Origin of the sequence: Rhodococcus sp. (in: high G+C Gram-positive bacteria) (assembly GCF_049299235.1) — a bacterium.
Lineage (GTDB): Bacteria > Actinomycetota > Actinomycetes > Mycobacteriales > Mycobacteriaceae > Rhodococcus.
In genome coordinates this window covers 1-12,423 of the sequence record NZ_JBAQXC010000319.1, presented here as the reverse complement: position 1 = coordinate 12,423, position 12,423 = coordinate 1, and the positions used below count along the sequence as shown (strand labels likewise).

The window sequence follows — 12,423 nt, the reverse complement described above, 5'->3', positions numbered from 1 at the left end:
GAGACCGCGGCGAAGGGATTGTGAGTCGGGTGCAGATTCAGGACACGCACGACGTCGTCGTACTCGGGTCGGGACTCGCCGGCCTCACCGCCGCGCTCGCCGCGGCGCTCGACGGTGCCGACGTCGCACTGCTGGAGAAGGCCGACCTGATCGGCGGCACGACCGCACTGTCGGGCGCGGGGATCTGGATCCCGGGCAACTCGATCGCGGCCGAGAAAGGCGTCGAGGACTCCCTCGAGGACGGCTTGGCCTACCTGGCGAGCCTCTCCAACGGGATGATCCTCCCGGAATTGGCCGAGACACTGATCGCCGGTGGCCCCCGGTTCGTCGACTTCCTGCACGAGCACACCGATCTGCGTCTCCAACTCGTCGAGGGGTACCCCGACTATCATCCCGAGCATCCCGGTGGAAAGCCGGGAGGAGGCCGGACTCTCGAACCGGGCCTCTTCTCCTTCGCAGGCATCGAGCAGTGGATCGACCGTATCGGCGGCGACATCCAGCGCATCGTGCTGACCGAGATGCCCTTGGGTGGTGGGACGGGTGTCGTCGCCGCCGAGGTCCTCGCCGCCCGTGAGGAAGCCGGAGAAGAAGGGCTGGGTCGCGCACTGGTCGGTGGACTCTTGAAAGCGTGTCTTGCACAGGGGGTCCGGATCGAGACCCGGTGCCGGGCGTTGCGCCTGTGCACCGCCGGGCACAGAGTCGTCGGTGTCGAGGCCGAGACCGACGACGGGATGCGAACGGTCCGGGCTCGCGCGGTGGTGCTCGCGACGGGAGGGTTCGAGTACGACCCGGACCTGGTCCGCGACTTCCTGCGTGGACCGCTGACACGCCCCATCGGCGCGCCGACCAACACCGGCGACGGCCTGCGGATGGCCATGCGAGTCGGTGCTCGCCTCGGAAACATGCGCGAAGCGTGGTGGTCGCCGATGGTGCCGTGCCCGGGTACCCGGCGCGACGGGGTACCGGCGGCACTGCTGTCCTCGCGTGAGCGTGCACTCCCCGGATCGATCATGGTCAACCGCTACGGTCGGCGCTTCGCCAACGAGGCGGCGAACTACAACGCGTTCGGTGGTGCCTTCCACCATCTCGACGAGTCGAAACTCGACTATCCGAACATTCCGGCGTACATGATCTTCGACCGGTCCACGGTCGACCGGTTCGGTGTGTTCGGCGGCCACCCGGGGGCGCCGGTCCCCGACTGGGTCGAGCGCGCACCCACACTGGACGCCCTGGCCACGGCCCTCGGATTGCCGGTCGACGCGGTGATGGCTTCGGTCGAACGTTTCAACCAGTATGCAGAGCAGGGCGTGGACCCGGACTTCTCGCGGGGAGCCAGTGCGTTCGATCGTTTCCCCGGCGGACGGATGAGCGATTCCGATTCCCCCCACGCAACACTCGGCCCGCTCCGGACGGGACCGTTCTACGCGGTCGAGGTCGTCAGTTCCGCGCTGGGCACGAAGGGCGGGCCCCGCACGGACACCGAGGGACGGGTTGTCGACGTCGACGGTTCGGTCATCGCGGGACTGTATGCCGCAGGCAATGTCATGGCCAGTCCGAGCGGGATGGTCTACGGCGGTGCCGGTGCCACCCTCGCGGTCGCGGGAGTGTGGGGGATGCACGCGGGGCGGGCAGCGGTCGCCGATCACCTCCCGGTATCGGAAACAACTTCCTGAACAAGAACTTTCGTGTCACCACTCACCTGAAGGACAGTCCATGGCGAACCGGCGGCATCTTCACCTCAACCTGGTCGGCAACGACATCAACCTTCATTTCGGAGCCCCCGCGTACGAACAACGGCACCACGCCGACACCGCGCTCACCGACCCGTTCGAAAGGCTCATGGCCTACGGGCGACTCGGCGACGAGGGACTCTTCACCGCGGTCTTCCTCGGCGACGTACCCGGCATGCCGAACTCGCCGGCCTTCGACGGGGGGCCGGCCGAGCCGATCACCGCGCTGAGCGCGATGGCCCGTGAGACCACCAATGTCGGTCTCATCGCCACCGCCTCGACGACCTTCTACGACCCGTACACCCTCGCCCGACTCATCGCGTCGCTCGACCAGGCATCGAACGGCCGCGCCGGACTGAACGCTGTCACCACCGCCGGCGACGCACTCGCACTGAACTACAGTCGCGACAGTCACCCCGATCGGGAGACCAGATACCGTCGAGCCACGGAATTTCTCGACGTGACCGCAGCCTTGTGGGCGAATCGTGAGGTGCGTTGCGATCCGGACGGTGTCACGCGCTACTACGCCACACCGATCAACCACAACGGCGAATCCTTCCAGGTCCGCGGCCCGTTGAACGTCGCGCCGAGTCGGCAGGGACGGCCACTGGTCGCTCAGGCCGGCGGATCAGGACCGGGTATCAAGGTCGCGGCTCGGCATGCGGACATGGTGTTCACGGCCGCAACCACCCGGGAGCGTGCAGCAGAATACCGGGAGGACCTGGACAAAGCGCTCGCGGACGCCGGCCGTCCGGCCGGAAGTGTTCCGGCGGTCCCCGGGCTCATCCCGTACATCGGGCGCACCGCACGAGAGGCCGAAGAGAAAATGCACGCCCTGGACGACTACGTCCCGTGGGAGAGTGTCGCGCCGAAAGCATTGGCACAGTTCGGGTTGGAGGTGCCGTACGACAGTGTCGACGACCGATTCCCATTCGGATCACTGCCGAAACCGGCCGACGTCGAGAACACCATCAAGAGCACCTTCGGGAACTACGTCGGACTGTACGACTGGATCGAGGCGCATCCCGACGCCACCGTTCGTGATGTCGCCGCACAGTCGCTCGGCCGGGGCGGAGCCCAGCACCGCAAGTTCGTCGGCTCCTACGACGACATCGTCGACGACTTCGATCAGTGGTTCACCGACGGCAATGTCGGCGGGTTCAACCTCATGTTCCCGTTCGGTCCGGCGTCGATCCGGGGAGTTCATCGACGAGGTGATTCCGCGGCTGATCGACCAGGGGATCCACCGGGGCACACCCGACGAGCGGCCGTTGCGGGAACGCTTCGCCGACGGGCAGTAACTCCTGCAGGCAGTAACTCCGGCAGGCAGTGACTTCAGCAGGCAGTGACGACATTTCGAATTCCATCCGTGACGACCACCGCGAGTAGCGCGGACACACGCTCAGACTCCGAAAGGAACCGACCATGCCGGAGACGTTGACGCCACCGGGACCGCAACCTGAGGGTTTCGATCCGGACTGGGTGCGCGCCAAGCACGCCTACGAGCGAGCCAAGCGACTCCGGCGCGACGGAGTCGAGCAGTACATCGAGGTCACGGCAGAGTTCTCGCACTACGAGGACGACCCCTACATCGAGCGGGCCGAGCGCGACCCGGTGAACGACGACGTCGAAATCCTGATGATCGGCGCGGGCCTCGGCAGCCTGATCGCCGCAGCGCGGATGCGTGAGGCCGGCCTCGACGGCATCCGGCTGATCGACCGGGCCGGTGGTGTCGGCGGAACCTGGTACTGGAACCGCTATCCGGGGGTGCAGTGCGATATCGAGTCGTATATCTACATGCCACTCCTGGAGGAACTGAACTACGTTCCCACCCAGAAGTACGCCTACGGATCCGAGATCCGCGAACACCTGTCGGCGATCGCGCACAAGTACGACCTGGTGCGCGACGCGCTCTTCCACACCACCGTCAAGGAGATGATCTGGGACGAGGAGGCCGAGCGTTGGATCGTGACAACCGATCGTGGTGACCGCCTCCGCGCACGGATCGTGGTGGTGTCACCGGGTTCGCTCGTGCGGCCCAAACTGCCGGGCATCGCCGGCATCAACGAATTCGAAGGTCACACCTTCCACACCAGCCGGTGGGACTACGGCTACACCGGGGGAGACGAGACCGGCGAGCTGACGAGGTTGCAGGACAAGTCCGTCGGCATCATCGGCACGGGCGCGACCGGTCTGCAGGTGGTGCCGCATCTCGGTCGGTGGGCCGAGAAACTCTATGTCTTCCAGCGGACGCCGAACGCCGTCGACGAACGAGGCAACAAGCCGACGGACCCGCACTGGGCAGCCGGCCTCGAGCCCGGATGGCAGCGTGAGCGGATGGAGAACTTCACCCGCTACACAGCTGGGGTGGAGCATCACACCGACCTCGTGGACGACGGCTGGACCCGTGTGTCGGCCGAGGTCACCAGGACGGCGGTCCAGCAGGAGCTCGAGCGTCGGGGTGCGCCGATGACCCCGGAGGAGATCACTGAGTACCTGTTCGAGGCCGATTTCAACTCGATGGAACGGGTGCGCGCCCGGATCGACTCCATCGTGACCGACACGGCCACCGCAGAAGCCCTCAAACCGTGGTTCAAACGTCTCTGCAAGCGGGTCGGGTTCCACGACGAGTTCCTCCCCACCTTCAACCGGGACAACGTCGAACTGGTAGATACGAAGGGGCGCGGGGTTCAACGTGTGACGCGCGACGGAGTTGTCGTCGGGGACCGCGAGTTCAAGGTCGATGCGCTGATCTTCGCGACGGGCTACGACGTCAGTAGCAGCTACACCCGTCGCACAGGATTCGACATCATCGGCCGCGACGGTGTTCACCTCAGCGACAAGTGGAAGAGCGGACCGCGCACGTTCCACGGCCTGCAGTCCCACGGATTCCCGAACTGCTTCTTCCTCGGATACACACAGACCGGTATCGCGAACAACTACACACACACCGCCGAGGAACGAGCCCGCCACCTGGTCTATCTGCTCGAGCAGCGTGTGGTGCGCGGAGCCACCACGATCGAGGCGGATCTCGGGGCGGAGGACGGCTGGGTCGCCACCATGACCGAACTCTCCGTCCCCGGCCGCGCCTTCTACGCAGACTGCACCCCCAGCTATCTCGACAACGAGGGTGACATCGGTAATCCCGACGGACTCGCGGCAGCCAACTACGGTGGCGGTCCGGTGCAGTTCTTCGACCTGCTGGCCCGTTGGCGGGAAGAAGGAAACATGGAAGGCGTCACACTTCGGTAGGTATGGTCGCCGCGGGGTCTGTTGTAGCGGGGTCCGCTGCAGCGGGATCAGTTGCCGGGAGCCCGGTAACTGGTGTCCCGGCGGACGGCCTCGTCGATCTGTTCGGGCGTGAGCAACACGATCGGCGTCGACCTGGCCGCGCCGGAACCGATGGTTCGTAGTTCCAGGGTGGCGGCGGCGATGTCGTCGGGCACCTCACCGATCACATACAGATCGTGCCCGCCCAGTGCGAAATGCACGGATTCGACGCTGCCGCCGACACTCTCGACCATGCCGACGATCGCGTCGCGGCGTGCGGTGCCGCCTTCGCCGAGCAATCCTTTCGCGCCGTCGCTGGTGTAGGTGACCTGCCACAGAAATTTCGGCATGGGACGATTCTCCTCGGTTCAGGGTCCTTACATGGTCGGTCGGGACGCAGTGCCGCGGGGCAGTTTCGCTGCGATCAACCTTTGTGAACATGGACTAGGGCCACGCATCAGAGGATGCCGGCTTCTTTCGCGACCTTGCGGGCCTGGAATGCGACGGCGATGAGCAGGATGCCGAACAGAATCGCGTAGAGACCCAGGAGCCAGATCAGGCCGGTGATGCCGCTGCCGGGGAAGATCAGCAGGACGATGCCGAACACGATCGCGAGGATTCCGGCGACGAACGACCACATCCAGCCGGACTCGGGGACCTTCCGGAACCGCAGTGCACCGACAGCACCGGCGATGCCGAAGAAGATCGCATAGAAGGCGATGATGTAGAGCAGTACGAGCGCGGTCGCGCCGGGCCACACCAGCGCCACGATGCCGGCGAGGATCGAAATGACCGCGGTCGCGAGCCACCAGCCCCAGCCGTCCAGGCTCGTGCGGTCTCGGACGGCGTGGATGCCGAGCACGATTCCGTCGACGATCGCGTAGATGCCGAAGACGACGACGAGGGCCCACACGGTGATGTCCGGCCAGATGAGCGCGACGATGCCGAACAGCACCGCGAGGATGCCGCGGATCAGCACGATCCACCAGATCTGTTTGACGAGGGAACGGAACGGATCATTCGGGGTGGCAGCGGTCTCGGACATGAGCACTCCTGGTTTTTGATCTTGGCTTCCGGCACAGCGTAGGCCCGCGGTCGGGTTCATGCGCACCGAATGAGCGCTCTTGGGAGTGCACTTCGCGAGTCTCGTCGACGTCGGCGACGCACTCACGAACTTCTTCTCGTCGGGTGTCCCCGTGCTCAGTCCCAAACTCGGTCCGCTCTTGCGACAGCTACCGCTGACCCTGGCGTTCGGGCCGGAGCAGATGGCCGGGTTCTACTCACAATTGCCGCGCACGACGTCCGCGCTGTTCCGTGAGCACGATGTCGCCCTCGTCGTCGCGGTAACCGCTGGTCGGTATCCCTTCCTCGTGGACGTCACCTCGGATTTCGTATATGGGCGCATGCACGGCGACACCGAGTGGTACGTCAGCGGCTATACGGACGCGGCGCTGGACCGATAGGCCGAGCGGATCGGCGCGTGGCTCGGTGACGTCTCGACGTCTACGTGTATTTCGACAACGACGCCAAGGGATACACGCCCGGGATGCGCTCGAAACGCAGCGACGACTGTGAACATGTCGGGCATGCACGGCACACTGGGTGGGCGCGTCGCCCTGGGCGGGCGAAGCAGCACTGATGTAGCGCCGTCAATGCAGCACCGACGAGGAGAACACCGTGTGGCCCACCCATTGGCCGGCGACAGCTCGGGAGATCGCGCAGGCCACCGACTCCGCGTTGAGTGCCGCCCGGACGGGCGACGCACCGGCGTTCGCGGATGCGGTGGCCGCTCTCACCGAGTTGCCGTACGAGCAGGTCACGGCGGTACACGCGGGCATGGTGCGTGAACTGCTCGAGGAACTGCATCCGGACGGGCTGGCCGGAGACGACGTTCGGGCGGTGATCGAACGCTGTGCCCGCGGCCGGGCGGTGCCGGTGGCGCCCCATGTGTTGGTGGCGGTGCTGACCGGAACGCTCGGGGTGGCTGATCCGGAGGTGCCGACGGTCCGGCCCGAGCAGTATCTCACCGCGGGCCTTGTGGTGCTCGTCGATCTCCTCGCATCTCGCGCGGCCGATCCGGGACCGTATGTGCGTCGCGCGGTCGGTGAGATCGAACGCTCGGAGACCATCGAAATGCCCTGAGGGGTTGTCGTCAGCGGTGGGTTTGCCGCTCGACGTTGGCCACGACCCGACGCAACAGTGCGGTGAGGGTGTCGAGTTCGTCGTCGGAGAGTCCGTCGAGCATGTGCATCTCCCGGATGACGCGGCGCGGGTGCTCGGTTTCGACGACACGGCGCCCGGCGTCGGTGAGGTCGAGCAGGACGACGCGGCCGTCGCGTTCGAGCCGCTTGCGTTCGAGCAGTCCGAGCCCGACGAGTCGGTCGGCGTGCTTGGTGGTGGAGGCGCCGGACATTCCGGTGATCGAGGTGACTTCGCTGGCGCGCAGCGGATGGGGGCTGCGGGCCAGTGCGCACAGCACTTCGAATTCCGTTCGGGTGACCCCGCTTCCGGTGAGTTCGTGATCGAGTTGATTCAGTGCGAGAGAGCCGATCCGGATTGCCCGCCCGATGATGTCGATCGGCCGGGTGGTCAGCTCCGGGTAGGACTCGGCCCATGCGTGTCGCGCGCGATCGACGAAGTCGTCGGCGGGGGTGGGTGCGTCGGGCATGGAGCCAGTCTAGCGATCCATTTCACAAACATTTCATAACTATTTTACTAATGAAGTATTAGACTGGGTCGGTGCTTGCCTCGACCGCCGACCCGACCTACCGCCGCCTGCGACACACCGGCGGCGCCCTCGCACATTCACTGTCCGCCGACGCTTGGCGGAACTCGCTCGACGTGCGTCGCGCCGACGCGGTGATCGCACCGTCCTTGCGCGTCGGACTGGCCGTGCTCCTCACTCTCGTTGTCGGCGGTCTCCTCGGCCAGCCGCACCTCGCCGGAATCGCGGCGCTCGGAGCCCTGTCCTCGGCCTTCGCGCGGCACGAACCGTACCGGCGGCTCGCGGGCAAGGTCGCGTGCGCAGGGGCCGGGGTCGTCGGCTATGTCGCGCTCGGAGCCGCCACCGGCGCTGCCGGAATGTCGATGTGGGCGCAAACCGCAATACTTGCCGTCGCCGCCGGAACCGCATTCTGGCTGCTCGCTGCGTTCCGCATCACCGGCCCCGGAGCGGTCATCTTCGTCTTCGCCGCGGCAGGCGCCGCAGGCTTCGCCGACACCACTGCGGATATCGGTGTGCTCGTGGCCTCCGCCGCGGCCGGCGCGGCAGTCGGCTGGGTGATCGTGATGGCGCCGGCGGTGTACCACCCGTACGGACCTGCTCGTGTCGCGGTCGCGCGTGCACTGGCCGCGGTATCGGCGCTCGAGACCGACGGCGAGGCAGCGATCGCGCCCGCCCGCGCGGCGCTCGCGAAAGCACGCGAGGTCATCGCTCTCGACGCTCGCCGATGCCACGACGCACACACCCGCGAACTGGTCGCGCTGGTGGACGCGGCCACCACGGTCGTCGACAGCGGATCCCGCGATACGGTTCGCGCGCGCCGCGCCGACTTCGCACGTTTCGAATCGGAACTGCGCAGGGTGCGCCGTGACATCCAGATTCCGCAGGGCGGTGTGATCCCGAACGACGGTGTGATCCCGAACGACAACATGCGCGTCGCCGCGGTCGACGGGTTTGTGTGCACCGGTTTCCGGGACCTGCGCGACCGGGCGATCGTCGCCTGTGCCGGGCGGGTGGTGCTCGCGTCGCTGCTGGCCGGCTGGATCGCGTTGGCCGTCGGGTTGGAACATCCGTTGTGGGCGACGATGGGCGCGACCGCCGCACTGCAGGGCACCACTTACGGGCATACGGTGCAGCGCGCGATCCAGCGGTTGCTCGGAAACGTTGCCGGTGCCGTGCTCGCCGCCGCCCTGCTCGCCGCCGCGCTCGGCTACTGGCCCCTGGTGGTGGTTGTCGTCGTGCTGCAAATCGCGGCGGAGCTGTATGCGACCAGAAACTATGCGCTCACGTCGATCGCGGTGACCGCGATGGCGTTGCTGCTCACCGGGCTCGGTGCGCCCATTGGGCCGGATATCGCGATCAGCCGCGTCGGCGACACCGCCATCGGTGTCGTCGTCGGGGTGGTCGTCGCCGCGCTCACCATCGCACGCGGCGACCGGCACCACCTTCGGTCCTGACTAGCGGTCCGACGATCGGCCTTTCGGGATGTCGCGAAACGCGATGTTCGGATCGTGACTGCGCTCACGGGGCATTCCGAGCACGCGTTCGCTGATCGTGTTCCGGGCCATCTCGGTGGTTCCGCCGGCGATGCACCAGACCTGCTGCATCAGATAGTCGTGGCCGACCTCGGCGACGGCACCGTCGGCATCGTCCCATGCGGCACCGGAGATGCCGGTGAACTCGTACATGATCGTGGTGAGCCGGGTCGCGACCGTCCCGGCCATCAATCGGACGATGCCGGCAGCCTGATCGGAGATCGCGCCGGTCGCGATGCCGCGGCCGATGCGCCGTTGCAGCGCCTCCTTCGCCAGTTCGAGGGTGCGTGCCTCCCCGATGAGGTCGCGGGCGATCGGATCGTCGAACCGGCCGGAGTCCCGCGCGACCGCCAGCAGTTCCGCCATCCGCGACCCGCCGCGCGCACTTCCGGGCGGGCGGGTAGCGAACTGCGAACTCGACTGCATCCGTTCGTGGAACATCCAGCGGGTGCCGACGCTCCAGCCGTCGTCGACCTCGCCGATACGGTCGCTGTCCGGTACCCGCACGTCGGTCAGGTACTCCTGACAGAATTCCTTCGAGCCACTGAGCATTTCGATGCGGTGGACCTCGATGCCCGCGCGTTTCAGCGGCAGCATGAACACGGTGAGACCGCGATGCTTGGGGACGTCGGAGTTGGTGCGGGCCAGGCACAGTGCCCAATCCGACCACCACGCCCCGGTCGTCCAGATCTTCGATCCGTTCAGTATCCAGTCGTCGCCGTCCCGCACGGCGGAGGTTACGGCACTCGCGACATCCGAACCGCCGCTCGGCTCGGACAGGAACTGCATCCAAATTTCCTCGCCGCTGAGGATGGTGGGGATGTGCCGCTGCTTCTGTTCCTCGGTACCGCATTCGAGAAGTACTGCCGCGCAGGGCACGAATGTCGGTGACTGGAGGCGTGCCGGATATTCGAACCCGGCCAGTTCCTCGTCGAGAACCCGTTGGTGCGCGCGGGTCAGTCCTTGGCCACCGTACCGGCGGGGGAAGCAGATCCCGGCGAGACCGGCGTCGAACAGCATCCGCTGCAGTTCGCGTTCGCGCGTGACCGCGGCGAGTTCCTCCTCGTCGGTGCCTTCGGCGCGCAGCACGCCGATGTGGGCGGTAGGGTCGGCGGGGCTCAGGTTCGCGTGGATCCAGGTGCGGGCACGATCACGGAACTGGTCGAGCGATTCCATTGCCTCGGTCGCTGTGTCCCTGTCGGGCGCTGTCGTTACGGGGTGGGAGATCACTGCGCGGCCTCCTGTTGCAGGGCGATGTCGGCGACGAGCTGTCGGTGTTCTGCGGGACTGCCGTAGCTCGATCGGTTCGCGGTGGCCCGCCGCATGAACAGATGTAGATCGTGCTCGTAGGTGACGCCGATACCGCCGTGCAGTTGCACGCAGTCCTGAATCAGGAGACCACCGTAATCGCCGATGTAGGCTTGTGCAGCGCTGGATAATTCATCATCATCAGGTGATCCCGCGGCGACCGCCGCCGCAGCGTCGTCGGCGAGGGCGTGGAATGCCTCCAGCCACGTCTTCATGTCCGCGAACCGGTGTTTGAGTGCCTGGTACGAGGCGAGCGATCGGCCGAACGAGTATCGGTCGAAGGCCCATGCGACGGTCAGGTCGAACACCGACTGCAGTGCGCCGACCGACTCGGCGCAGCCGATCACGATCGCGACGCGGCGGGCATGCTCGATGTCGGCTCTCGCGTCGCCTGCCGATCCGACCAGTGCCGTCACGGGCAGTCGCACGTCGTCGAAGTCGACGGCCGCGTAGCGGCGGGTCACGTCGATCGATCGCAGCGGTCTCACCCGGACCCCCGGGGTATCGGCCGGGACGAGGACCTGGGACAGGCCGTCGCCGGTGCGTCCGGTCACCAGCAGCAGATTTGTGGCTGGTGTGGCTTCGACGGGACGCTTCGTTCCGTGTACGACGACCTCGTTGCCTTCGATCCGGATGTCGACCGGGGGGCCGGCGGCACTGCTGCCGGGCCGCGGTTCGTCGGTGCACCATGCTGCGGTCGACGTGCCGGCGAGCAGTGCGGCGAGTGGTGCGGCGTGTGCCTCGGTGTAGTGGGTGCTCAGTGCCGCGGCCACCAGATTGCTCGACCCCAGTGGTCCCGGTGCGGCGCGGCGGCCGAATTCGTGGGCGACGAATGTGAGATCGATCAGTCCGGTACCGCTGAGCGATCCGCCACCGTGGTCCTCGGCGACGAGCAGGCTCGTCCAGCCGAGTTCGGCGCCCCGGTGCCAGTATCCGGCATCGAACCCAGTCGGGTCGGAGCGTAATCGACGCAGTTCCGCCGGTGGTGCCTGGTCGTGGATGAACCGTGCGGTGGTGTCTCGGAAAATCTCCTGGTCGGGAGTCGGTTCCCACAGCATTGTCGTCGTCCCCTGCCGTCGCATGTCGACATAGTGCTCTCGATTTCGAGAACAATACTTGCAAGGATTGAAAATGACACTCTTGAAGGAGTGTCGGCGAGCTGGTAGGCCACGACGTCGCGGATACGATCACTCGATGCGCGTACGCCGAATCGTCGACCTCAGTCACGTCGTCTCGGCGGACACTCAGGTGTATCCGGGTGATCCCACCCCGTCGCTCACACCACACGCGACCCTGCGCGACGACGGCTACAACCTGCTGCGCATCGACCTGGGATCCCAGACCGGCACCCACGTCGACGCCCCGAGCCACATGCGCGAGCACGGCGCGCCCGTCGACAGTCTGGACCCGGCGCTGTTCGTCGGACGCGGTGTCGTCGTCGACGTACGCGGCCTTCCCGCCCGCGCCCGGATCGTCACCGAACTGCTCGGCGACGTGGTGTGCGGGCCCGGCGACATCGTGCTGCTGCACACCGGCTGGGACGTGTACTACGGCACCGACAGGTACTTCGAGCACCCGTATCCGGACGCCGACGTGTGTCGCCTGCTTCTCGATCGGGGTGTCCGCACCATCGGCATCGACGCCCCGAGCCTCGACGCGACCGGTGCAACCGAGTTTCCCGCACACTGGCTCGTCGCCGATGCCGGTGGCGTCATCTGCGAGAACCTGTGCGGCCTCGAGCGGATCGACTTCCCGAATCCACTGATCAGCATTCTGCCGATCCGGCTGCGTGACGGTGACGGCGCACCGGTTCGGGCGGTCGCCATGCAATTGTGACCCCGTGTGCCGTTTTGGGCCC

At 66.6% G+C, this 12,423-nt stretch carries 12 protein-coding genes; 7 read left to right on the top strand and 5 right to left on the bottom strand.

Annotated features, from left to right (window positions below; genetic code table 11):
• Positions 1-29: 29 nt before the first annotated feature.
• The 3 genes from WAX14_RS19630 to WAX14_RS19620 all read left to right on the top strand — a co-directional run bounded on the left by WAX14_RS19630 (position 30) and on the right by WAX14_RS19620 (position 4,982).
• Entirely contained in the window at positions 30-1,673 is a 1,644-nt protein-coding gene (locus tag WAX14_RS19630) for an FAD-dependent oxidoreductase (RefSeq protein WP_422629724.1), read from the top strand.
• 40 nt (positions 1,674-1,713) lie between these two features.
• Entirely contained in the window at positions 1,714-3,063 is a 1,350-nt protein-coding gene (locus tag WAX14_RS19625) for an NtaA/DmoA family FMN-dependent monooxygenase (protein WP_422629723.1), read from the top strand.
• 92 nt (positions 3,064-3,155) lie between these two features.
• Positions 3,156-4,982 carry a flavin-containing monooxygenase gene (locus WAX14_RS19620; protein WP_422629722.1) on the top strand — a complete coding sequence of 609 codons (1,827 nt, stop codon included), beginning with the start codon at positions 3,156-3,158 and terminating at the stop codon, positions 4,980-4,982.
• 47 nt (positions 4,983-5,029) lie between these two features.
• On the opposite strand, the gene WAX14_RS19615 is transcribed toward WAX14_RS19620, so the two are convergent.
• Both WAX14_RS19615 and WAX14_RS19610 read right to left on the bottom strand, forming a co-directional pair.
• Positions 5,030-5,350 carry a GYD domain-containing protein gene (locus WAX14_RS19615; RefSeq protein ID WP_422629721.1) on the bottom strand — a complete coding sequence of 107 codons (321 nt, stop codon included), beginning with the start codon at positions 5,348-5,350 and terminating at the stop codon, positions 5,030-5,032.
• Between the two features lie 107 nt (positions 5,351-5,457).
• Positions 5,458-6,045, bottom strand: coding sequence for an HdeD family acid-resistance protein (locus WAX14_RS19610; RefSeq protein WP_422629720.1), 588 nt, complete (start codon positions 6,043-6,045; stop codon positions 5,458-5,460).
• 85 nt (positions 6,046-6,130) lie between these two features.
• Between WAX14_RS19610 and WAX14_RS19605 the strand changes: the two genes are divergently transcribed.
• Entirely contained in the window at positions 6,131-6,463 is a 333-nt protein-coding gene (locus WAX14_RS19605) for a DUF72 domain-containing protein (protein WP_422629776.1), read from the top strand.
• Between the two features lie 214 nt (positions 6,464-6,677).
• Positions 6,678-7,142, top strand: coding sequence for a hypothetical protein (locus WAX14_RS19600; protein WP_422629719.1), 465 nt, complete (start codon positions 6,678-6,680; stop codon positions 7,140-7,142).
• 10 nt (positions 7,143-7,152) lie between these two features.
• Here the strand turns inward: WAX14_RS19600 and WAX14_RS19595 are convergent, their stop codons facing one another.
• On the bottom strand, positions 7,153-7,668 hold the full coding sequence (locus WAX14_RS19595; RefSeq protein ID WP_422629718.1) for a MarR family winged helix-turn-helix transcriptional regulator: 516 nt from the start codon (positions 7,666-7,668) through the stop codon (positions 7,153-7,155).
• A gap of 71 nt (positions 7,669-7,739) precedes the next feature.
• Between WAX14_RS19595 and WAX14_RS19590 the strand changes: the two genes are divergently transcribed.
• Positions 7,740-9,179, top strand: coding sequence for an FUSC family protein (locus tag WAX14_RS19590; RefSeq protein ID WP_422629717.1), 1,440 nt, complete (start codon positions 7,740-7,742; stop codon positions 9,177-9,179).
• Here WAX14_RS19590 and WAX14_RS19585 read toward each other — a convergent pair whose 3' ends face one another.
• Positions 9,180-10,433 carry an acyl-CoA dehydrogenase family protein gene (locus WAX14_RS19585; RefSeq protein ID WP_422629716.1) on the bottom strand — a complete coding sequence of 418 codons (1,254 nt, stop codon included), beginning with the start codon at positions 10,431-10,433 and terminating at the stop codon, positions 9,180-9,182.
• 50 nt (positions 10,434-10,483) lie between these two features.
• The gene (locus WAX14_RS19580) at positions 10,484-11,647 is read right to left on the bottom strand and encodes an acyl-CoA dehydrogenase family protein (protein WP_422629715.1); all 1,164 of its coding nucleotides are present in this window, start codon (positions 11,645-11,647) and stop codon (positions 10,484-10,486) included.
• A 112-nt stretch (positions 11,648-11,759) separates the two neighbouring features.
• Between WAX14_RS19580 and WAX14_RS19575 the strand changes: the two genes are divergently transcribed.
• Positions 11,760-12,401 (top strand): cyclase family protein, encoded by a 642-nt coding sequence (locus tag WAX14_RS19575; RefSeq protein WP_422629714.1) that lies wholly within the window; start codon positions 11,760-11,762, stop codon positions 12,399-12,401.
• The last annotated feature ends 22 nt before the right edge of the window (positions 12,402-12,423 follow it).

Bases quoted from the DNA above. Each gene is read 5' to 3' on its own strand.
- WAX14_RS19575 (WP_422629714.1), top strand. From the start codon at position 11,760: ATGCGCGTACGCCGAATCGTCGACCTCAGTCACGTCGTCTCGGCGGAC.
- WAX14_RS19625 (WP_422629723.1), top strand. From the start codon at position 1,714: ATGGCGAACCGGCGGCATCTTCACCTCAACCTGGTCGGCAACGACATC.
- WAX14_RS19580 (WP_422629715.1), bottom strand. From the start codon at position 11,647: ATGCGACGGCAGGGGACGACGACAATGCTGTGGGAACCGACTCCCGAC.
- WAX14_RS19585 (WP_422629716.1), bottom strand. From the start codon at position 10,433: ATGGAATCGCTCGACCAGTTCCGTGATCGTGCCCGCACCTGGATCCAC.
- WAX14_RS19615 (WP_422629721.1), bottom strand. From the start codon at position 5,350: ATGCCGAAATTTCTGTGGCAGGTCACCTACACCAGCGACGGCGCGAAA.
- WAX14_RS19610 (WP_422629720.1), bottom strand. From the start codon at position 6,045: ATGTCCGAGACCGCTGCCACCCCGAATGATCCGTTCCGTTCCCTCGTC.
- WAX14_RS19595 (WP_422629718.1), bottom strand. From the start codon at position 7,668: ATGCCCGACGCACCCACCCCCGCCGACGACTTCGTCGATCGCGCGCGA.
- WAX14_RS19620 (WP_422629722.1), top strand. From the start codon at position 3,156: ATGCCGGAGACGTTGACGCCACCGGGACCGCAACCTGAGGGTTTCGAT.